The 20,276-nt window shown below is 68.4% G+C and carries 20 protein-coding genes; 11 read left to right on the top strand and 9 right to left on the bottom strand.

What is annotated here, in order from left to right; translation table 11 throughout:
* Positions 1-119: 119 nt before the first annotated feature.
* Positions 120-755, bottom strand: coding sequence for a response regulator (locus tag ACFQ9K_RS04200; protein WP_378720818.1), 636 nt, complete (start codon positions 753-755; stop codon positions 120-122).
* The gene (locus ACFQ9K_RS04195) at positions 752-1,930 is read right to left on the bottom strand and encodes a sensor histidine kinase (RefSeq protein ID WP_378720850.1); all 1,179 of its coding nucleotides are present in this window, start codon (positions 1,928-1,930) and stop codon (positions 752-754) included. The genes ACFQ9K_RS04200 and ACFQ9K_RS04195 overlap by 4 nt, the downstream gene beginning before the upstream one ends.
* A 196-nt stretch (positions 1,931-2,126) precedes the next feature.
* On the opposite strand from ACFQ9K_RS04195, the gene ACFQ9K_RS04190 reads away from it, so the two are divergent.
* On the top strand, positions 2,127-3,656 hold the full coding sequence (locus ACFQ9K_RS04190; protein WP_378720817.1) for a multicopper oxidase family protein: 1,530 nt from the start codon (positions 2,127-2,129) through the stop codon (positions 3,654-3,656).
* Between the two features lie 6 nt (positions 3,657-3,662).
* Here ACFQ9K_RS04190 and ACFQ9K_RS04185 read toward each other — a convergent pair whose 3' ends face one another.
* The 5 genes from ACFQ9K_RS04185 to ACFQ9K_RS04165 form a co-directional block, all read right to left on the bottom strand.
* On the bottom strand, positions 3,663-4,418 hold the full coding sequence (locus tag ACFQ9K_RS04185) for an NYN domain-containing protein (RefSeq protein WP_378720816.1): 756 nt from the start codon (positions 4,416-4,418) through the stop codon (positions 3,663-3,665).
* Between the two features lie 12 nt (positions 4,419-4,430).
* Positions 4,431-5,246 (bottom strand): RNA polymerase sigma factor SigF, encoded by an 816-nt coding sequence (locus ACFQ9K_RS04180; protein ID WP_378720814.1) that lies wholly within the window; start codon positions 5,244-5,246, stop codon positions 4,431-4,433.
* The gene (locus ACFQ9K_RS04175) at positions 5,236-5,667 is read right to left on the bottom strand and encodes an anti-sigma factor (RefSeq protein ID WP_378720813.1); all 432 of its coding nucleotides are present in this window, start codon (positions 5,665-5,667) and stop codon (positions 5,236-5,238) included. The genes ACFQ9K_RS04180 and ACFQ9K_RS04175 overlap by 11 nt, the downstream gene beginning before the upstream one ends.
* Before the next feature lie 127 nt (positions 5,668-5,794).
* Positions 5,795-7,402 carry an ABC transporter substrate-binding protein gene (locus ACFQ9K_RS04170; protein WP_378726807.1) on the bottom strand — a complete coding sequence of 536 codons (1,608 nt, stop codon included), beginning with the start codon at positions 7,400-7,402 and terminating at the stop codon, positions 5,795-5,797.
* 116 nt (positions 7,403-7,518) lie between these two features.
* Entirely contained in the window at positions 7,519-8,454 is a 936-nt protein-coding gene (locus ACFQ9K_RS04165) for a LysR family transcriptional regulator (RefSeq protein ID WP_378726809.1), read from the bottom strand.
* A 116-nt stretch (positions 8,455-8,570) separates the two neighbouring features.
* Here ACFQ9K_RS04165 and ACFQ9K_RS04160 point away from each other — a divergent pair, with 116 nt between their 5' ends.
* The 10 genes from ACFQ9K_RS04160 (at position 8,571) to ACFQ9K_RS04115 (ending at position 18,670) form a co-directional block, all read left to right on the top strand.
* On the top strand, positions 8,571-9,389 hold the full coding sequence (locus ACFQ9K_RS04160) for an inositol monophosphatase family protein (RefSeq protein ID WP_378726811.1): 819 nt from the start codon (positions 8,571-8,573) through the stop codon (positions 9,387-9,389).
* A gap of 40 nt (positions 9,390-9,429) precedes the next feature.
* A complete protein-coding gene (locus tag ACFQ9K_RS04155) occupies positions 9,430-10,035 on the top strand; it encodes an NADPH-dependent F420 reductase (RefSeq protein ID WP_378726813.1) in 606 nt (201 codons plus the stop codon).
* Between the two features lie 171 nt (positions 10,036-10,206).
* Positions 10,207-10,761 (top strand): hypothetical protein, encoded by a 555-nt coding sequence (locus ACFQ9K_RS04150; protein ID WP_378726815.1) that lies wholly within the window; start codon positions 10,207-10,209, stop codon positions 10,759-10,761.
* 162 nt (positions 10,762-10,923) lie between these two features.
* Positions 10,924-11,850 (top strand): BadF/BadG/BcrA/BcrD ATPase family protein, encoded by a 927-nt coding sequence (locus ACFQ9K_RS04145; RefSeq protein ID WP_378721225.1) that lies wholly within the window; start codon positions 10,924-10,926, stop codon positions 11,848-11,850.
* A gap of 73 nt (positions 11,851-11,923) precedes the next feature.
* Positions 11,924-13,453: a sodium:solute symporter gene (locus tag ACFQ9K_RS04140; RefSeq protein WP_378721227.1), complete on the top strand. Its 1,530-nt coding sequence runs from the start codon at positions 11,924-11,926 to the stop codon at positions 13,451-13,453.
* A 5-nt stretch (positions 13,454-13,458) separates the two neighbouring features.
* Entirely contained in the window at positions 13,459-14,625 is a 1,167-nt protein-coding gene (locus tag ACFQ9K_RS04135) for an anhydro-N-acetylmuramic acid kinase (RefSeq protein WP_378721228.1), read from the top strand.
* Positions 14,612-15,487: a MurR/RpiR family transcriptional regulator gene (locus ACFQ9K_RS04130; RefSeq protein WP_378721230.1), complete on the top strand. Its 876-nt coding sequence runs from the start codon at positions 14,612-14,614 to the stop codon at positions 15,485-15,487. The genes ACFQ9K_RS04135 and ACFQ9K_RS04130 overlap by 14 nt, the downstream gene beginning before the upstream one ends.
* 130 nt (positions 15,488-15,617) lie before the next feature.
* Positions 15,618-16,520: an N-acetylmuramic acid 6-phosphate etherase gene (gene murQ, locus ACFQ9K_RS04125; protein WP_378721231.1), complete on the top strand. Its 903-nt coding sequence runs from the start codon at positions 15,618-15,620 to the stop codon at positions 16,518-16,520.
* A 65-nt stretch (positions 16,521-16,585) separates the two neighbouring features.
* A complete protein-coding gene (locus ACFQ9K_RS04120; protein WP_378721232.1) occupies positions 16,586-17,149 on the top strand; it encodes a phospholipase D-like domain-containing protein in 564 nt (187 codons plus the stop codon).
* 33 nt (positions 17,150-17,182) lie between these two features.
* A complete protein-coding gene (locus ACFQ9K_RS04115) occupies positions 17,183-18,670 on the top strand; it encodes an alpha/beta hydrolase (RefSeq protein WP_378721233.1) in 1,488 nt (495 codons plus the stop codon).
* Here ACFQ9K_RS04115 and ACFQ9K_RS04110 read toward each other — a convergent pair.
* Together ACFQ9K_RS04110 and ACFQ9K_RS04105 are read right to left on the bottom strand one after the other, a co-directional pair.
* The gene (locus ACFQ9K_RS04110; RefSeq protein ID WP_378721234.1) at positions 18,667-19,542 is read right to left on the bottom strand and encodes an alpha/beta fold hydrolase; all 876 of its coding nucleotides are present in this window, start codon (positions 19,540-19,542) and stop codon (positions 18,667-18,669) included. The genes ACFQ9K_RS04115 and ACFQ9K_RS04110 overlap by 4 nt on opposite strands.
* Positions 19,543-19,701: 159 nt before the next feature.
* Positions 19,702-20,184 (bottom strand): hypothetical protein, encoded by a 483-nt coding sequence (locus ACFQ9K_RS04105; protein ID WP_378721236.1) that lies wholly within the window; start codon positions 20,182-20,184, stop codon positions 19,702-19,704.
* Positions 20,185-20,276: the final 92 nt, after the last annotated feature.

Below are 20,276 nucleotides of genomic sequence, written 5' to 3'. Positions count from 1 at the left end.
TTGGGCGGACATCGTGCCGCTTTGACGAGTTCCATCAGGTTGGGGCGGGCAATGCCGAGGATCTTGGCGGCGGTAGTCGTGGTCGGTTCGTTGGGCACGATCGAGCTGACGAGGGTGGGCTAGGTGAGTTTGTGGGCGTAGAGGGCTAGGCGGACTCGGTTGTCGCAGGCGGTTTTGTCCATCAGGTTGGCTACGTGGGTTTTGATGGTGGTTACGCCTAGGTGGAGGCGGGTGGCGATTTCCTGGTTGGTGAGGCCTTCGCCGATGAGGGTGAGGACCTCGTGTTCGCGGGGGGTGAGGGTGGGTTGGGGGGCCGGAGGTTTCGGGGCGGGGCGGGTTTCGATGGCGCGGGAGACCAAGCGGCGCATCAGGGTTGGGGAGAAGAGGAGGTCGCCGTCGGCGGTGCGGCGGATGGCGGAGAGCAGGTCGGTGGGGGCGGTGTCTTTGACCAGATAGCCGGTGGCCCCCGCGGCCAGGGCGGGGAAGAGGTGATCATCGTCGTCGAAGGTGGTGAGCACCAATACTTTTGCGTTCGGCCGGGCGGCGACGATCTGTTCGGTGGCGGCGACGCCGTCGAGGCCGGGCATGCGCAGGTCCATCAGGATCAGGTCGGGCGTCAGTTCGGCGTTCAGGCGGATGGCCTCGATGCCGTTGGCCGCCTCGCCGACGACCGCGAAATCGGGAGTGGACTCGATGAGCATGCGCAGGCCGGCCCGGACCAGGCGTTGGTCGTCGACCAGCAAGACGGTGATCACCGCGCGGCCTCCGCTCGGGTCGGGGTTTCCACACCCGGCAGCCAGGCGTCGACGTCCCATCCGCGCGCGGTGGCGCCGACCGCGAAGGTCCCGCCCGCGAGTTCGACCCGTTCCCGCATGCCGATGATGCCGTGCCCGGCCGGATTCGGCCCCGTGTGGCCGACGCCGCTGCGGACCGTGACCGCGATCCCCGCGGCGCGCCGAACCACGCCCACCTGAACCGGCGTCGCGCGGTCGGCGTGCTTCATCACGTTGGTGAGCGATTCCTGCACCAGCCGCAGCAGCGTGAGCCTGCCGATCGCGTCGAGTCCGGCCAGATCGGGCGCGAGGTCGGCCTCGACGGTGAACCCGGCCACCTCGACGCGGCGCACCGCCGCCGAGATCTCGGTGCGCACGGCGTCCGCGTCCACCAGCGCGACCTCGCCCAGCGCGGGATCGCGCAGTGCGGCGAGCAGCCTGCGGATGTCGGCGAGCGCGTCGGCGGCGGTGTCGCGCACGTCGTCGAGCACCGCGTTCACCCGCGGATCCTGATCGGCCACCACGTGGCGGGCGACGCCGACGCGCAGCACGATCGAGGCCATGTGGTGCGCGATCAGATCGTGCAACTCCCGCGCCATGGCGCTGCGCTCGGCCGCCCTCGTCCGCGATTCGGCTTCGGCCCTTCGGGTTTCGGCGTCGGCCGCGCGCAGATACAGGCTCGCCGCCAGATCGCGCTGACCGCGCAGGTACAGCCCGAGCAACAGCGGCACCCCGACGTAGGTGCCCGCCTCGACCACGGTCGCCGCACCCCACAGCGAGGCGTCGTGGATACCCCAGCGCCCGAGCACGACGGCCAGCGCCCAGCACCCCGCCGCCAACGCCACCCGACCGTTCTGCCGCGTCCGCATCGCCACATCGACCAGGGCGACGGCGCCGAGAAACGGCACCAGCCCGGACAACCCCCACGCGGGCGTGCGGAACATCGGCACGGCGAGCGCCGACAGCGCGATCGAGACCGCCAGCGGCCACCGATCCCCCACCACGAACAGCCCACTCGCGACCATGGCAAGCACCCAGTAACTCCACGGCACCCGGTACTGCCCGGGAAACGTGCTCGCCACCAGCAGCACCGGGACCAGCACCAGCGGCAGGCAGCGCGCGAGCACCCGCACATCGCGCCGCAACCGGATCTCCATCACACGTCAACGGTAGGGGACGACCGATCCGCCCGCACCGGACACTCCCGATGCCCGAAGCCCTGATAGCACCTGGAGCCGTCGTCCACAAGGGCCCGCGGGCGGAGTCACAGCCGGCAAAAGGCGACCGCGCGGACGATCTCCGCAACCCATCGGCAATCGAAGCTGGAGGGGACGCCGATCGAAGGAGTAAAACGTGGTCTCGAGACGAGGCTTCCTCGCCGGACTGGCCATAGCGCCGCTGGCCGCGGGATGCGCGGCGCGGCCGGGCGCGCCGATCCCCGGTTCCACGACGACCAGACCGCTCCCGATACCACCGCTCGCCGCCTCGACGGTCGGAGCCGACGGCGTGCGCCGGTTCACCCTGGACGTCCAGCCGGGCGTCTCCGAAATCCTCCCCGGCCAGCGCACCCCCACCTGGGGTTACAACGGCTCGATCCTCGGGCCGACCGTGCGCGCCGCGCGCCACGAATCGGTGGCCTTCACCATCCGGAACTCCCTGCCGGAGCCGACCACGGTGCACTGGCACGGCATGCACCTGCCCGCCCGGTTCGACGGCGGCCCGCACCAGACCATCGAGGCGGGCGGCACCTGGGAACCGGCGTGGACCGTCGATCAGCAGGCCGCCATGCTCTGGTATCACCCGCATCCGCACGGCGCCACCGAAAAGCATGTGTACCGCGGGCTTTCGGGGCTGTTCATCGTCGACGACGAGACGACGAACACCCTCGATCTGCCGAAAGAGTATGGGGTAGACGACATTCCGCTGGTCATCCAGGACCGGCGCTTCACGGCCGAGGGCGCACTGGACGAATCCGACCCGACCGATGTCGGCCTGCTCGGCGACACCATCGTCGTGAACGGCATCGCGGGCGCGCACCTGGATGTGCGCACCGACCGGGTCCGCCTGCGCATTCTCAACGGATCGTCCGGCCGGATCTACAACCTGGCCTTCGACGACCAGCGCGCCTTCCAGCTCATCGCCACCGACGGCGGCCTGCTCACCGCGCCCGCCACACTGCGCACCGTCCAGGTCAGTCCGGGTGAACGCGTCGAGCTGGTGGTCGAGTTGCGCGCCGACGAACGGATCAGGTTGCGCTCATTGCCGATCGAGCAGCGCAGGGACATCGATCGCGCCGCGGCCTTCGGATTCGACGACACCTTCGACATCCTCCAGCTCCGTGCCGCGCAGACCCTGAAAACGTCCGCGCCCGTGCCGGATTCGCTCACCACGATCCCCGCCCTCGCCGCGGCGGGCGCCCCTGCCGACTACACCTTCGAGCTGAAGTGGTTCATGATCAACGGCAAGCGCATGGACATGAACCGCATCGACATGACCATCCCGGTCGACTCCACCCAGGTGTGGTCGGTCCGCAACAACGACAACTGGCCGCACAACTTCCACGTGCACGACGTCCAGTTCCAGGTGGTCGACATCGACGGCCAAGCCCCACCGCCCGCCCTGGCCGGCTGGAAGGACACCCTCTACACCGAGCCGCAGTACACCTACCGGCTGGCCATGCGGTTCGCCCAGCACAGCGACCCGACCTACCCCTACATGTTCCACTGCCATCTCTTGCTGCACGAAGATCACGGCATGATGGGCCAATTCCTGGTGCTCGCCCCCGGCGAGCAGCCCGCACCGATGCGCATGGACATGCCGGGCATGGAGTCCGAGGGCCCGGCCCCCGCGGGCAAGCATCCCGGTTCGGGGCACCACGGCTGAGCCGCCCTACTTGGCGTTCGGCCGGTTCCGCACGTCGCGGACGTAGGTGACCGCCTGCTTGCCCTCGCCGGGACTGCGCGTGTCCAAGTCGAAAAGCGTGGTGGCCGCGAAGAGTTCACCGAGCTTGCTGTATCCGTAGGTGCGCGGATCGAAGTCGGGACGCTGCTTGTTGATGATCGAGCCGACGCTGGACAGCGTCGCCCAGCCCGAGTCGTCGGAGGCCGCGTCGACCGCGTTCCGGAGCAGGTTCATCAGCTTGGCGTCGCCCTTGAGCTGATTGGCGGCAGGCCGCCGGGTCGGCGTCGGCGACTCCTCCGCTGTGCCGGTGAGGTTTTCGGTATAGATGAACTTGTCGCAGGCCGCGACGAACGGCTTCGGCGTCTTGTGCTGACCGAACCCGTAGACGGTCAAACCGGATTCGCGGATACGGCTGGCCAACCGGGTGAAATCGCTGTCGCTGGAGACGATCACGAACCCGTCGAGGTTGCCGGTGTACAGCAGGTCCATCGCGTCGATGATCATCGCCGAGTCGGTGGCGTTCTTCCCGGTGGTGTAGCCGAACTGCTGGATCGGCTGGATCGACTGCGCGAGCAGCTGATCCTTCCACCCCTTCAGATTCGTACTGGTCCAGTCACCGTAGGCCCGCTTGACGTGCGCCGTCCCATACTTGGCCACCTCGGCCAGCAACCCGTCCGCGATCCCGGGCTGAGCGTTGTCGGCGTCGATCAGCACCGCGAGCCGCGTTGCGTTGTCGCTGCTCAAGCCATTCCCCGTTCAGTCGCGCAGAGCCTGTTCCCGCAGCGTACTCAATGTTTTGGCGAGGATCCGGGAGACTTGCATCTGCGACACGCCCAGCTGTGCGGCGATCTGGTCCTGGGTCTTCGACTCGAAGAACCGCATGACCAGCACCTGACGTTCGCGTTCGGGCAGCGCGGCGATGAGCGGTTTGACCGCGAGGTAGTCCTCGACGGTCTGGTATTCCGGCTCTTCCGCACCGAGGGTGTCCAGGGGCGAGCGCGGCGCGTTGTCGTCGTCGCTGTCCAGGCCCACGTCGATCGAGGAGGTCTGGTAGGCGTTGCGAGCGATCAGCGCCTGGGTGACCTCGACCAGGTCGGCGCCGAGTTCCTCGGCGATCTCCCGCGCCTTGGGCATCCGGCCCAGCCGCTGCGCGAGCGTCTCGATGGCCGGCGCGATGGTCTGCTGAATCTCCTTGAGCCGCCGCGGAACTCGCACCGACCAGGTGTAGTCGCGGAAGTGCCTGCGCACCTCGCCCATGATGGTCGGCACCGCGAAGGCCAGGAACGGCGAACCGTGCGAGGCGTCGAACCGGTCCACCGCGGCCACCATGCCGACGCGCGCGATCTGGAGCAGGTCGTCGAAGTTCTCGCCGCGCCCGGTGAACTTGCGGGCGATGTGCTCGGCCAGCGGCAGGCAGCGGCTGATCAGCTCCTCGCGCACGACGGCACGCCGCGGATCGTCGGCGTCGAGCTCGCTGAGCTCGAGGAACAGCGGCTCGATATTGTCGTAGCTGTCCCCACCACGGCGGCGCGGCTCATGCTCTACGCCGGACGTCGTCGCCTCATTGTTCATCGAGGTCGCCCCGGGCCCACACGAAGTCGACGACAGTCGGGTAGCCGGACACGGCGTCATCGAACGCCCCCTTGGTCGCTGTCACCGAGTCGGTCAGGGTCTGCACGATGTGCCAGCCGAAACTGCCCGAGCCGACCTCGGTATCGGAGGTGACCACGGCACGGATATTCGCGTTCAGCACGCCTTCGCGATAGGAGAACGCGCAATCGATCGTCGATCCGGGCACCGCGTCCTGCAACAGCACGGTCGCGATCTCGTCGAGCGCGAGCCGGATATCGGTCACCTCGTCGAGCCCGAAATCGGCGATCAGCAGCACGGTCTCGGCGAGCGCGCGCAGCATCGTCAACTGCTCCGGTGACGCGGGCACGGTGACGGCGACCGTGGTTGTCCCCGTCACGGATTCGGATACCCGTTCACTCATTCCGCCACCACCTCATTTACGCGCGCGTGTCCGATCGACGGGTCAGCCTACCCGGACCGGCCCGGACCGGCAGCGGGCACCCGTACCCGCCGCGCCGCCGGTGCTGGGCGGCGCGGCGGGGCCTCGATCACTTCTCGATATTCTCGAAATCGAACTGGCCGTTCCAGGTCAGTTCGCCCTTCTTCACCTTCTCGCCCAGACCCGCGGTGGCGATGAAATCGATCACCGGAATGTCGGCCATGTCCCGGAACAGCAGGCCCTGCGCCTGCGCGACGAGCTTGTAGGACTCCTCCAGCGACGGCGCGGCCAGCGCGGCGTCGATGAGCTTGTCGAACTCGGGATTCGCGTAGTCGACGTTGTTGGTCCCCGCGCCGGTGTAGTACAGCGCGGTGAGGAACTGGAGCATCGTCGGGTAGTCGCCCTGCCAGCCGTAGCGGAACGCCTTGCCGATGGTCCGCGCGGTGATCGCGGTCCGGATGTCCTTGAACGTCGGGTACGGGGCGCCGATGGCCTCGATGCCCAGGGTGTTCTTGATGCTGTTGGCCACCGCCTCGATCCAGGCCTGGTGGCCGCCGTCGGAGTTGTAGGCGATCTCGTAGCGACCCGACCACGGCGAGATCGCATCGGCCTGGGCCCACACCTTCTTGGCCTCTTCCGGGTTGAACTTCAGCACCTCCGAGCCCGGCAGATCGGCGCGGAAGCCGGGCAGCGTGATCGCGGTGAAGTCCTTCGACGGCACCCGGGTGCCGTGGAAGATGTTCTCGCAGATCTGCTCACGGTTGATCGCCATGGACAGCGCCTTGCGCCGCAGCACCCCCTCCGCGCCGGCGAAGTGCGGGATGTTGGTCTGGCTGCTGATGTGCTGGTTCTGCGCGGTCGGCTTGGTGATCGCCCGGTCGCCGAGGTCCTTCTTGTACGAGGACACCGCGCTGTCCGGGATCGTGTCGAGCGCGTCCAGGTTGCCGGCCAGCAGATCCGCGTAGGCCGTGTCGAACGACTGGTACATGGTGAACCGCAGGCCCTTGTTCTTGGCCGGGCGCGCGCCCTTGTAGTCCGGGTTCGGCACCAGATCGACCTTGACGTTGTGCTCCCACGCACCGGTCCGCGCCATCTTGTACGGTCCGTTGCCGATCGGGTTCTCGCCGAACGCCTTGATGTCCTTGAACGCCACCTCGGGCAGCGGATAGAACGGGGTGAAGCCGAGCGCGAGTTCGAAATCGATCGACGGGCTCTTCAGCGCGATGGTGAAGGTGCGGTCGTCGACCACCTTCAGGCCCGACATCGTCTGTGCCGTCGGCTTTTCCGCCGCCACCTCGTCGTAGCCGACGATGCCGGAGAAGACGTAGCCCTGCAACTGCGCGTTGGTGCCGAGTGCGGCGTAGTTCCACGCGTCGACGTAGGACTTCGCGGTCACCGCGGTGCCGTCGGAGAACTTCCAGTCCGGCTTGATGGTGATCTTGTAGTTCTTCCGGTCCGACGACTCGATCGACTGCGCCATGTCGTCGTGGGCGACGCCGTCTGCGTCGTAGTACTTCAGCCCGGCGAAGAGCCGGTCGACGATGCGGCTGCCGTTGTTGTCGTTGCTGTTGGCCGGCAGCAGCGGGTTCTGCGGCTCGGTGATATTGGTCGTAACGATGCTCGCGTCGGTGCTGTCATCGGACGAACACCCGGCCAGGCCAAGGCTCGTGGCCAGTAACACCGCCGCCGTCAACGCACCAGCTCTTGTGAATCTCACTGCGTTCTCCCCAGATAGAGAAGGGGCAGAACCCGCGACACGCGTGAGGTCACCAGCGCGGGCCGACAAGATCTGCCTTGAATTTCCTCGGACAGTAGCGATTCCGCGGACCGCTGTCAGGAGATCGGCGGCTCCGGGCCGGTGTCGGCTTTGTCCGGACCGGTGACGGCCGCGTGCACGGCCGTGCGGATCTGTTCGCGCAGCCAGGCATGCGCCCGGTCGCCGTCGTAGCGCTGATGCCAGGCCGCGATCAGCGGAATCGAGATCGGGTCGAGCGGGAGTGGCACCAGGCGCAGGCCGAGTTCGGTGGCCAGCGCGCCGGTCATCCGCTCCGGGATGGTCGCGATCAGGTCGCCGCGCGTGACGAACCGCAGGGCCGCGGCGACGGTCGGCACGGTGGCGACGACCCGCCGGGTCCGGCCGAGCGCGTGCAGGAGGTCGTCGATCGGGTCGTGCAGGCGGCCGCGCCGGGACACCGTGATGTGTTCGGCCGCAAGGTAATCCTCCAGGGTGAAGGGCCGCGCCGGATGGTCGGCGCCCACCGTGACCACGAGCCGGTCGTTCGCCATGATCTCGTGCCGGATATCGGCCGACGCGGGCGGATTCGCACCGATCTCGAGATCGACGTGGCCGTGCCGCAGTTCGTCGGTGTCGGCGTCCGCCTCGGCCAGCAGGCGCAACCGGACGCCGGGCGCCTGCGCGCGGACCACCGCGAGCAGCTCGGGTCCGATCGTCGTGACCACGGCGTCATGCCACTTCAGCGTGAACGTCCGCTCCAGCGTGCGCAGGTCCAGATCCTGGTCGGAGGACAGCACCAGCTGTGCCTGCTGCACCAGCGCGTGCACCTGTTCGCGGACCGCCAGCGCGCGCGGCGTCGGCGTCATCGTCCGCCCGGTGCGAACCAGGATCTCATCGCCCATCACCCGCCGGATCCGGCCGAGCGCCCGGCTCACCGCGGGCGCGGTCAGGTGCAGCCGATCCGCCGCGCCGGCCACGCTGCCCTCCTCCAGCAGGGCGTCCAACGCGGTCAGCAGATTCAAATCCAATTGCATGTAGGTAATTCTATTCCTTACTGGAATGCATTTGACGACAACGGTCGAGTTTTCTAGCGTTGAGGCAGCAACTCACGAAAACACTTATCCCGAAATCTCTTTCGAACAGGATCAGCATGTCGAACTTGCCGAACGCCGCCACCGAAGCCGACCAGGAACTCCTGCCCGCGGTCGTGTCCACGGTGCACTCCGCCGGGGCACACCTGCGTGCCCGTTTTGTGCCACAGACCGAGCTGGACAGCCTCGACGCCGTGGTCACCGCGATCCACGCCGCCGACGCGGAGTCGCTCCGGTTCCTGCGCGAGCCGCTGCTGGCGGCCCGGCCGGGCTCCGGCTGGATCGACGACGAACAGTCGGCGGGCGACCTGCCGGCCGGCGAATGGTGGGTCGCCGACGCCGTGGAGGGCAACATCAATTACATCCACGGCATGGCCGACTGGGCGGTCACCGCGACGCTCGTCCGCGACAATCAACCGGTCCTGACCGCCGTGTATCTCCCGCTGCTGGAGGAGACCTTCACCGCGGTGCGCGGCGGCGGCGCCTTCCGCAACGGCGTCGCACTGCACGCCTCGGCCAAGACCGATCTCGATGCCGCCCTGGTCGGCACCGGTCAGGCGAAGCCGGGCGAGGACCGGAATACGTTCCGCCGCATCGGCGAATCGGTCGCCGCCATGCTCGACGCCGCACTCGTCACCAAGGTCTCGGTGCCGTCGACCCTGCAGCTGATCCAGATCGCCGCCGGCCGCTCGGATGTGTTCTGGCAGTTCAGCGATGTCCGCTCGGGCCTACTGTCCGGCGCGCTGCTGATCGCTGAGGCGGGCGGCATCGTCACCGATATCCACGGCGCCCCATGGCAACTGGGCAGCCAGGACTTCCTCGCGGCCGCTCCCAGCGTGCACGCGGCGGCGCAGCGCGTGCTCGCCGCGATCGGCTGATCACCGAAACCTTCGGTCCCACAACCACTGAGGAAACATCATGAGCACCATCGCAATCCTGGGTTCCGGACGCGTCGCGACCGCACTGGCGAACAAGTTCGCCGATGCGGGACACGAAGTCATTATCGGAACCAGAAACGCCGAAGCGCTGAATTGGACCGGCGCACCCGTCACCATCGCCGATTACGCGTCGGCGGCGCGAAACGGGCAGATCATCCTCAATGCCACGCCCGGCGACGGCGCGATCGAACGCCTCGGCGCGCTCGCCGCGGCCCTGGACGACAAAATTCTCATCGATGTCTCGAACCCGCACAGCCCCAGCGGATCCGAACCCAGCCTCGCCGAACAACTCCAGACCGCCCTGCCGGGAACCCGCGTGGTGAAGACGCTCAACACCATGTTCGTCACCGTCATGACCGACCCGCACAGCCTCCGCGTCCCACCCACCGCGTTCCTGTCCGGCAACGACGATTCGGCGAAAGCGGTGGTCACGGCGCTACTCACCGATCTTGGTTGGCCCGCCGACTGGATCGAGGACCTCGGCGACATCACCACCGCCCGCGGCCCGGAAGCCCTGATGCTGCTTGTTCCCTCGCTCATTCGCAACCGGGGATTCGTCCCGTTCGCCCTGACCATCGCGGCCTGAATCCCCTGTGCCGTGGTGAATTACGCCAGACAATTTCGCCGGATTTCGTTGCGCGGAATTCGCGGAATCGATCACTCGATGCGATGCGCGGAGTGAGAATGGTAGTGGCCTGATCCGGCTTCACGGGGACGCATCGGCTGTCGTGGCCGACCGAACATGTGGGGAAACACGATGAAAGTCAAAGGATTTGCCACTGCCCTACTCGCAGTAGGGGCCACCGGAATCACCGCGGGCATGGTCAACGCCCAACCAGTAATCGAGCCATCGGCCGGGGTCAGCGTGTCCAGCGTCGATCACGGAGTCGGGTACACCACGGCAACGGACGGCCGCGGGGTGATCACCACCGTCGACGCCGGTGCCTTCGCGCTGACCAGCGACGCCGCCGCGGTCACGCTCACCGACCGCGCGGGCACGGTCATCGCGACCTTGCCCACGTCCGTCACCGCCGACGGCCGGACCTTCGGTCTGCGGCCACAGATCAGCGACACCGGGCGCACGCTGACCATGACCCCCGTCAGCGCCCCGGAAATCAGTTCCCACCTGGCCCAACTCGTCGATCAGCAAGACGACACCGTGGCCCGCAAGCAGTACAACGCGGGCATCGGCGCGCTGATCGGGGCCGGCATCGGCGCGGTGATCGGCTTCTTCCTCGGCGGCGTCGGCGCGCTGGTCACCATTCCGATCGGCGCGGGCATCGGCGCCCTGATCGGTTACTCCACACCGTGATTCGCTGAACCTCGGCTGACGCGGGCACCCGCAGACTGCCCGCGTCAGCCGAGCTGTGCGCCCGGCGGGCCGCCGAAGTCGGCGAACTCCCCAGTTCCCGTCCTGACCGAATGTTCCCGGCCAAGGACGCCGGAATGCGGGCAATCGCGCGAGGATGGTCGGATGACCGACCACGTTCTCGCGATCGACCTCGGCAAAACCGGCTGCCGCGGCTCCCTTCGGCTCGGCGGACGCGAGACGCGATCCGCCGACGGACCGGGTGCCGCGGGGCTGGCCAACGCGGGCGGCGTCGCGGCGGCCGACCGGGCCATCCGGGTGGTCGTCGATCGACTCGCGCTGTCCGGCACCGCGTTCACGCTGTTCGTCGGCGCCGCGGGTGCCGCCGCCGCGCCGGACGCGGCCGAGCGACTCGCTCGGCAACTGGCCGATATCCCCGGCGCACGATCGGTCGCCGTCACCTCCGACGCGGTCACCGCGCACGCCGGAGCGCTCGGCGGCGCACCGGGTGTGGTCCTGGCCGCCGGGACCGGCGCCGTCGCCACCGCGGTCGACCAGGCGGGACGTTTCACCAGAACCGACGGCTGGGGTCCGCTGCTCGGCGACGAGGGCGGCGGCGCGTGGATCGGCACCGAGGGCCTGCGCGCCGCGCTGCGCGCCTTCGACGGGCGCGGCGACCGCACCGGACTCGCCGAGCAGGCCGCCGAACAGTACCGGGTGCGGCTCGACGAACTGCCCAAACACCTTGGCCAACACGAGAATCCGGCCCTGCTCGCCGCACGTTTCGCCCCCGTGGTCGCCGCGGCCGCCGCGACCGACGACATCGCGGCCGCCATCATGACCGCCGCGGGCCGCGCCCTCGCGCGCACCGTCCTGGCCACCATCGACCGCTCCGGCATCACCCCGCCGGTCCCCTACGCGATCACCGGCGGGCTGGTCCACCTCGGCCCGGCGCTGCTCGATCCGCTCGATGCGGCGATAGCGCAGGTCATCGACCGCCGAACCGCGCGCGGCGGCCCGATCGACGGCGCCGCGTTGCTCGCCGCCGACCCCACCACGGTGCTGGAAAAGTTAGTGGTGCGAATCACGTGACACTCATTGACAGAACTTGCATCGCCCCTGACACTTACTTTCAATCCGCCAGTCGCGTTACCGAGGAGCTGCGATGAACGCACTCAACGTCGCCGTCATCGTCGTCTACCTCGTCGTTGTCGCATGGATCGGCCTGCGCCTTTCCGGCAAGCAGAAGTCGAGCAACGACTACTTCGTCGGCGAGGGCAAGATGCCGTGGTGGACGGTGTGCTTCTCCGTCGTGGCCACCGAGACCAGCGTGCTCACGGTCATCTCGGTGCCCGGCGGCGCGTACACCGACCAGGCGTTCGGCAATGTCGAGCTGGCCATCGGCTACATCATCGGCCGCACCATCGTGGCCACCGCGCTGATCCCGCTCTATAAGCGCGGCGGGTTCGTCAGCGCCTACCAGTATCTGGAGCTGCGCTTCGGCCGCTACCTCCAGGGCGTCGCGTCGGTGACATTCGTGTTCACCCGGCTGCTGGCCGAGGGCGTGCGGCTGTTCGCCTCCGCCATCCCGATCAAGCTGCTGCTCGCCGAGTTCGGTCTCGACCTCGGCTACGACATCATCATCATCGCGCTGACGCTGCTGACCGTCGTCTACACCTACCTCGGCGGGATCAAGGCGGTCATCTGGACCGACGCGCTGCAGATGGGCCTGTACCTGTCCGGCGCGATCATCGCGATCGGCGTGCTCACCGGGCACGTCGGGGCCAAGGGCTGGTCGGACGCGCTGCACAACGGCAAGTTCCATATCTTCGACACCGACTTCGGCCTGGCCCACGTGCTCACCAGCACGTTCGCCCTGCCGACCGCGATCATCGGCGGCGCGATCTTCGCGATGGCCTCGCACGGCTCGGATCAGCTGATCGTGCAGCGCATCCTGTCCACCCGATCGTTGCGCGACAGCCAGAAGGCGATGATCGGCTCCGGCATCTTCGTCGCCATCCAGTTCGCCGCGTTCTCGCTGGTCGGCGCGCTGCTGTGGTCGTACAACGGCGGCAAGTCGCCGAAGGAGCTCGGCCTGGCCACCTCGGACAACCTGTACCCGAACTTCATCCTGCACGGGTTGCCGGTGGTGATCTCCGGGCTGCTGGTCGCCGGCATCCTCGGCGCCGCCATGGGATCGCTGTCCTCGGCGCTGAACTCGATGGCCAACTCGACCGTCGCCGACATCATCCGCAGCTTCTCCCGCCGCGAGATCTCCGACGACGCGCTGCTGAAGCTGGCCCGCTACATGACCCTGGTCTGGGCGGTGCTGATGGCGCTGTTCGCCATGGGCTTCAGCGCGACGACCGGCAATGTCTACCTGACCGCGCTGACCATCGCCGGGTACACCTACGGCGCGCTGCTCGGCGCCTTCCTGCTCGGACGACTCGTCAAGCGCGCCAACCAGTTCGACGCGGTGCTCGCGTTCGTGGTCACGGTCATCGTGATGACGGTGATCGTCCGGGTGATCAAGATCGACGTAACCGTCGCCGGGAAGATGACCCAGAAGGGCATCGCCGCGCAGTGGCTGGTCCCGATCGGCGTGCTGGTCACGCTGGTCGTCGGCGGGGTGTCCAGCCGCTTCCATCCGGCGCCCGAGCCGATACCGGCCGAGCCGGTCGAGGCGGTGGCCTAGTGCGCGTGATCGGATTGATGTCGGGCACGTCGCACGACGCGATCGATGCGGTGGGCGCGGATATCCGGCTGCGGGACAGCACCGTTCACGTCGAGGTGGTCGGTCAGCTGAGCCGGGCCTACCCCGATTCGCTGCGCGCCGAACTCATCGCCGCGCTGCCGCCGGGCACGGTCGACATGGCGACGGTGTGCCGGCTCGATACCGCGATCGGGCAGGAGTTCGCCGCGGCCGCCGATGCCGCGACGCGCGAGTTGTTCGACGGCACAGCCGATCTCGTCGCCTCGCACGGTCAGACCGTCTACCACTGGGTGGCCGACGGAAAGACTTACGGCACACTGCAACTCGGCCAGCCGGCCTGGATCGCGGAACGGACCGGCCTGCCGGTGGTCAGTGACTTCCGCGCGCGCGACATCGCCGCGGGCGGGCAGGGCGCCCCGCTGGTCGCGCTGTTCGACCTGCTGTGGCTCGCCGGACGCCCGGGGCGTTCGGCCGCGCTGAACATCGGCGGCATCGCCAACGCGACCGTCACCGGCGACTCCCCGGTCGCCTTCGACACCGGACCGGGCAACACGCTCATCGACGCGGCCGTGGAACTGGCGACCGACGGCGCGGAGCATTTCGACCGGGACGGCAGGCGCGCGGCCCGCGGGACGGTGCACGAGCCGCTGTTGAAGGCGCTTCTCGGCGATAGCTATTACCCCGCGCCACCGCCCAAAACGACCGGTAAAGAGCTGTTCAACCGCGCTTATATCGAACGGGTGTTGCCGGACTACCGGTTGCCCGCTGACGATATCGTCGCCACCATGACCGCGCTGACCGCTCATACGATCGCCGACGCACTGGCACCCTTCGAGCCGGACGAAGTCATCGCCTCCGGCGGCGGGACCCGAAATCCGACGCTGATGGGCATGCTCGGCGCGCGACTGGGTACCGCGACGCTATGCACCTCCGACGCGCTCGGGTTGCCCTCGGCCGCCAAGGAAGCCGCGGCGTTCGCCGTGCTCGGCTTCCTCACCGTGCACGGGCTCACGGGTAGCGACGCGGCGTGCACCGGCGCGACGCGGGCGTCGGTCCTCGGCTCGATCACGCCGGGCGCCGGACCGCTGCGACTGCCCGAATCCCCCACCGCCGCACCGCGAGAGCTGAAGCTGGTGAGCCATGTCCGAGGCTGACGACGTACGCACGCGCCTGCTCGGGGCGATTCCGCGGCTCACGCCGACCGGGCTGCGGGTGGCCCAGGTCATCCGCGACGATCCCGCCGCCGCGGCGCAATTGACCGTCAGCGAGCTCGCCGAGCGCGCCTCGACCAGCACCTCCGCGGTGGTGCGCCTGTCCAAAGCCCTTGGCTACGAAGGCTATCCGCAGTTGCGGTTGGCCCTGGCGGCGACCAGCAAGGACGATGGCTCGCCGGTGTTCGCCACCGACATCGATGCCGACGACCCGCTGGCGAAGGTGTTGCACAAGCTCACGGCCTTCGAGACCGAGGGCATGGTGGCCACCGCGGATCTGGCCGATCCGGCCACCATGGCCGCGGTGGTCGACGCCCTGGTCCGCGCCCGGCGGGTGGAACTCATCGGCATCGGCGCCTCCGGCCTGGTCGCGATGGACATGGCGCAGAAGCTGACCCGGATCGGAATGTGGTGCAACGCTTGCACATCCGAGGACGACGCGCTGGTCCAGGCCAGCCTGCTCGAGGCCGAGGACGTGATCATCGCGTTCTCCCACTCGGGCGAGACCGCCGCGATCGTCGACGCCGTCGACCGCGCCGTCGGCAGGCAGACGACGACGGTCGCCGTCACCGCGGGCGCGCAGTCCAGGCTGGCCCGGGCGGCCACCCACACGGTGCTGGTCGCCGGGCGCGAGGACGGATTCCGTTCGGCCGCACTGGCCAGCCGGATGAGCCAGCTCCTCATCGTCGACGCGCTCTACATCGGCGTCCTGCAACGCACCCCCTCGGCCGCCGTCGCGCTGCGCCGAACCTACGACGCTGTCGCGGATCGACGGATCTCCCGCGGCGCACGAAAGGCACCGTGACCAAGGCATTCTCGTTCGACCGGCGTTCCCGTACGGCTACAGGAGGCGAAGTGAATGAGCGTCAGCCAATGAACACAGGGCACAGCGCGCCGTCGGCTATGACGGGACCGAGCACAGGCGAGGTGAAGTCATGAGCGACCTCAGCACGTTGACGACCGAGGAGGCCAATCCGCGGACCGCCGCGCTCGACTCCATGTCGGTCGACGAGTTGTTGCGCACCATGAACTCCGAGGACGCCGGGGTGGCTTCGGCGGTGGCGCAGGCGCTTCCGGAGATCGCCAGGGCGGTCGAGCTGATCGTCGCCGCGCGCAGGCACGGCGGCCGGTTGATCTATGTCGGCGCGGGCACCAGCGGGCGGCTCGGCGTGCTGGACGCGGTCGAGTGCCCACCGACCTTCGGCACCGCGCCGGACGAGGTGATCGGGCTCATCGCGGGCGGCTCGGTCGCGTTCGCGCACGCCGTCGAGGGCGCCGAGGACGACCCCGCGCGCGCCGTCGACGACCTGACCGGCATCGACCTGACCGCCGACGACGTGATCGTGGCGCTGGCCGCGAGCGGACGCACCCCCTATGCGATCGGGGCGTTGCGGCACGGCCGGTCCCTCGGCGCCGCCACCGTCGGCGTCTCCTGCAATCGCGATGCCGAGTTGAGCCGCTACGCCGACGTCGGCATCGAAATCGAAACCGGCCCCGAGATATTGACCGGGTCCACCCGGTTGAAGGCGGGCACCGCGCAGAAGATGGTGTGCAACATGCTCTCGACCGCGACCATGGTGCAGTCCGGCAAGGTCTACGGCAACCGCATGGTGGACGTGAAGGTGACCAACGCCAAGCTCGTCGACCGGGCCCGCCGGATCATCGCCGACGCCACCGGCGTGGACCTGGTCATCGCGGCCGCCCTGCTGGACGCCGCCGACGGGCATCCGAAGACCGCCATCGTCATGCAACTGGCCGGCGTCGACGTGGCGGCGGCCAGAAGGCTGCTCGCCGGGGCCGACGGTTTCGTCCGCGCCGCCGTCCGGGGCGAGGGCTAGCGCCGGCGCGACGTGCGCGCCGTCGCCTCCGGCTCCCGGCCCGGCCGCGCCGGTACGGTGCAGCCATGCCCTTCGTGATCGATGGTCCGATGACGTGCTACCTGATGCCCGACGACCACGCGGAAGCCGAGCGACGGTTCCTGGAGCTGGTCGCGGCGCCCGGCGAAACCTGGCTCATCGCCTACGGTTTCACCCTCACCGATGCCGCCGACAATCTGATCGCCGCGCACCGGCGCGGCATCCCGCTGCACCTGTACCTGGATCACACCCAGTCCTCCGGCAAGACGCAGCGGCCGATCGTGCAGCGACTCGTCGACGCCGGGGTCGAGGTCACCATCGGCACCAGCACCAGCGGCCGAAAGTACATCTGCCACACCAAAGGCCTGGTCGTGGACACCCCGAGCGGCCCGCAATGCTGGGAAGGCTCGGTCAATTTCAGCACCACCGGCTGGCTACAGGTCAACACCGCGATGAACTTCGGCGCCCAGCCCTGGCGCGACCACTTCGTCGCCCAATTCAACACCCTCCGCCACTACGCCTGGACCGAAGAACGCGACCTACAACTCATGCCCGCACCCCCGGTCGACTTCGGCGACCAGTCCATCCCCATGCTTCCCCTCTCCGTCTGAGCCCGGCACACTGATCTCGGAGGGGGTTCTGGGATGAGATTCACCACCACGGCACGCCTGGCTTTGTGCACACTCGCGGCCGTCGCCTACAGCACGAGCTGTAGTTCCGCCGAGCGATCGAATGACCTCACGCGACCGATCGACTGGGGAGCGTGCCCAGCGGGTTACCCCACCGAGGTGCAGTGCGCGACCGTCGACGTGCCGCTCGACTGGAACGACCCGGACGGCAAGAAGATTCAACTCGGCGTCAACCGGCTGCCGGCGACCGACCCGGCGCAGAAGATCGGCGACCTGGTCTTCAACCCCGGCGGGCCCGGCGGTGCGGGCACCGAGTTCGTGGCGGCCGAAAGCGCCCGGCCCGGCCTGTTCCCGGCGGGCATTCGGCAGCGCTTCGATCTGATCGGCTACGACCCACGCGGGGTCGGGGCCGGCCGGCCGGGCATCCGATGCGACTCGACCCGCCCGCACCACCCGAACCAATTCCCGAGCAGTCAAACGGAATTCGACGATCTGGTGGCGGCGAACAGGGCATACGGCACATCGTGTCAGCAGATGACCGGTGACCTGCTCGACCATGTCGACACCGTGCAGGTCGCCCGCGATCTCGAGGCACTCCGCCGGCGACTCGGCGGGGCGCCGCTGAACTATCTCGGCCTGTCCTACGGCACCGAGATCGGGGCGGAGTACGCCCGCCTGTTCCCCGACAAGAGCCGCACCCTGGCCCTGGACGGCGCGCTCGTGCACTCACAACCCGTCGCCACCATGAGTTACTACGAGTCGATCGCCTTCGAGGACAGCTGGAACCGGTTCGCGCAGTGGTGCCGATCCACTGCCGAATGTGTACTGCGCGATCAAGATCCGTCGAAGATCCTGGACGATCTGGTCACCCGGGCGCGACAGCAGCCGATTCCCGCACCGCGCTGCCTGCCCGCTGACGCGTGCCACCCCGCGGCCGACGCCGTCGACCTGCTGACCAACCTCCAGGCCCAGCTGATGTTCCCGGACCCCCTGCCGGGCGCAGGTTTCGACGGCTGGACCGGCCTGGCCACCAAGCTCGACCAGGCCCGCAACGGTGACGCGAGCGGTCTGGCCACGGACGTGCACAACGATGCGGACCTGGCCGTCGGCTGCGCGGACTCACGGGCGGACTTCGACACCTATCCGGCCTTGAAGGCGCAACAGACCCTGCTCGCCACCATCGCACCGCACACCCGAGGCGTCAGCCAGTCCTACGGCTACCTCACCCGCTGCCAGGGCTGGCCCGCCGAATTCACCAATCCCCCAAGGGAAACCACCGCCGAGCCGACCATCACACCGCTGATCGTCAACGCGACCCACGACCCGTCGACGCCCTACGGCTGGGCGCAACTCCTGTCGACCCGGATCCGCGGCGCCGTCCTGCTGACCAGGGACGGTGACGGGCACACGTCCTTTTTCCGCCAGGGACGCACGCGAGATGCCATCGTCCGGTATCTCGTCGACGGCGTCGCGCCGGGTGCCGGAGTGGTGCTGGCGGATTAGTCCTTGGGCCAGTGGCGGTCGAGGAAGTCGGCGATCAGGGGGGCGATGTCGGGGAGGTTTTCCTCTAGGGCGAAGTGGCCGGTGTCGAAGAGGTGGAGTTCGGCGTCGGGGAGGTCGTAGCGGTAGGCGTGGGCGCCGGGCTCGGGGAAGAAGGGGTCGTTGCGGCCCCAGATGATCAGGGTCGGCGGGGTGGCGGTGCGCAGCCAGTCCTGCCACCGCGGGTACTGGGCGACGTTGGCGTGGTAGTCGAAGGCGAGGGCCACCTGGGCTTGCTTGCGTCCGGGGAGATCGAGGAAGTGCTGGTCGAGCGTCCAGCCGTCCGGTGCGAGCAGGGCCGGATCGAAGACGCCGTGTTCGTACTGACCACGGGTGCCGGGGAGGGTGAGCAGGTCGCGGATCGCGGGCTCGGCCTCCGGCTGGTCCGGGCGCAGGGCGATGAACGCGCGGGCTCCGTCGGAAAGCCCTTCCTCGTACGCGTTTCCGTTCTGGATCACCAGACCGGCGACCCATTCGGGGTGCCGGGTCGCGATGCGGAAGCCGACCGGCGCGCCGAAATCGAAGGCGTACAGGAAGAATCGCGTCAGTTCGAGCCGCTCCAGGAAACCCTCGACAATGTCGGCCAGCCGCTCGAAGGTGTAGGTGAAGGACTCGGGCGCCTCGGTGTGGCCGAAGCCAGGGTAGTCCGGCGCGATGAGGCGGTAACTGCCGCCGAGCGCGTCGATCAGGCGGCGGAACTGGTGGGAGGCCGACGGAAATCCGTGCAGCAGCAACAGCACCGGCGCATCGTCGGGCCCGGCCTGCCGGTAGAACACCCGGACACCGTCGACCTCGACGAACTTGTGCTCGACCCGAGGTAAGTCGTTAACCGGCATCGCTGCCCCTTCTTCCGATGGCTCACCGCCGGCACCGCAGCGCCGGTGCCTGTGCAACCTCCGGAGATACGCGGGCATTCCCCGAGGCCCCAGCCACCTCGACACCGCACACCGGCTGGGGCCGAACCGCACACCGGCCGGGGCCGGCCGCCGGAGCGTTTACCGCGCCGACGAACCCATCGCGACCCGATTCAGGGTGAAGGTGCCCAGGTCGATCTGCCGGTGGTCGGTGGTCGTGTTGACCACGCTCGCGGTAAAGCTGGTCGGCACCTTGTTCGCGTCGCAGGTCACCGCCGAGACGATGGCGTCCACGGTGCTGCCGTCGCCGAGGTACTGCGTTCCGCTCCATTTCGTCAGCACATTCTTCGGGTCCACGGTGAATTGGCCGAGCCAGACCACCGGCTCCGTTCCCGCTTTGGTGTACTTCGTCTCCCCGAAACCGATATGGCCGTTGAATCCGGCCACCAGCGTATTGCCCTCGCCCCCTTTCCAACCCCCGTCGTAGGCATTGCGATCCGACACCGCGGTGCAGGTTGTCGCATTCGCCGCGGGGGCGCCCCCGACCAGCATTCCCACGCCGAACACACCGGCGAACACCAGCACCGAGCCCTTGCCGGACCTCAGGATATTTCCAGATAGCACTGTTTCGAATCCCTTCCATTTCCGGTAGTCGATATAGGCGACCAGCCAGTATGGCAAGCGGATTCGCATTCATCCGCGCGGGCACGCGGAAG

Origin of the sequence: Nocardia sp. NPDC056564, from assembly GCF_042793755.1 — a bacterium.
Lineage (GTDB): Bacteria > Actinomycetota > Actinomycetes > Mycobacteriales > Mycobacteriaceae > Nocardia.
Note: the sequence above shows the minus strand (reverse complement) of the source record. Positions and strands in the feature narration are given on the sequence as shown.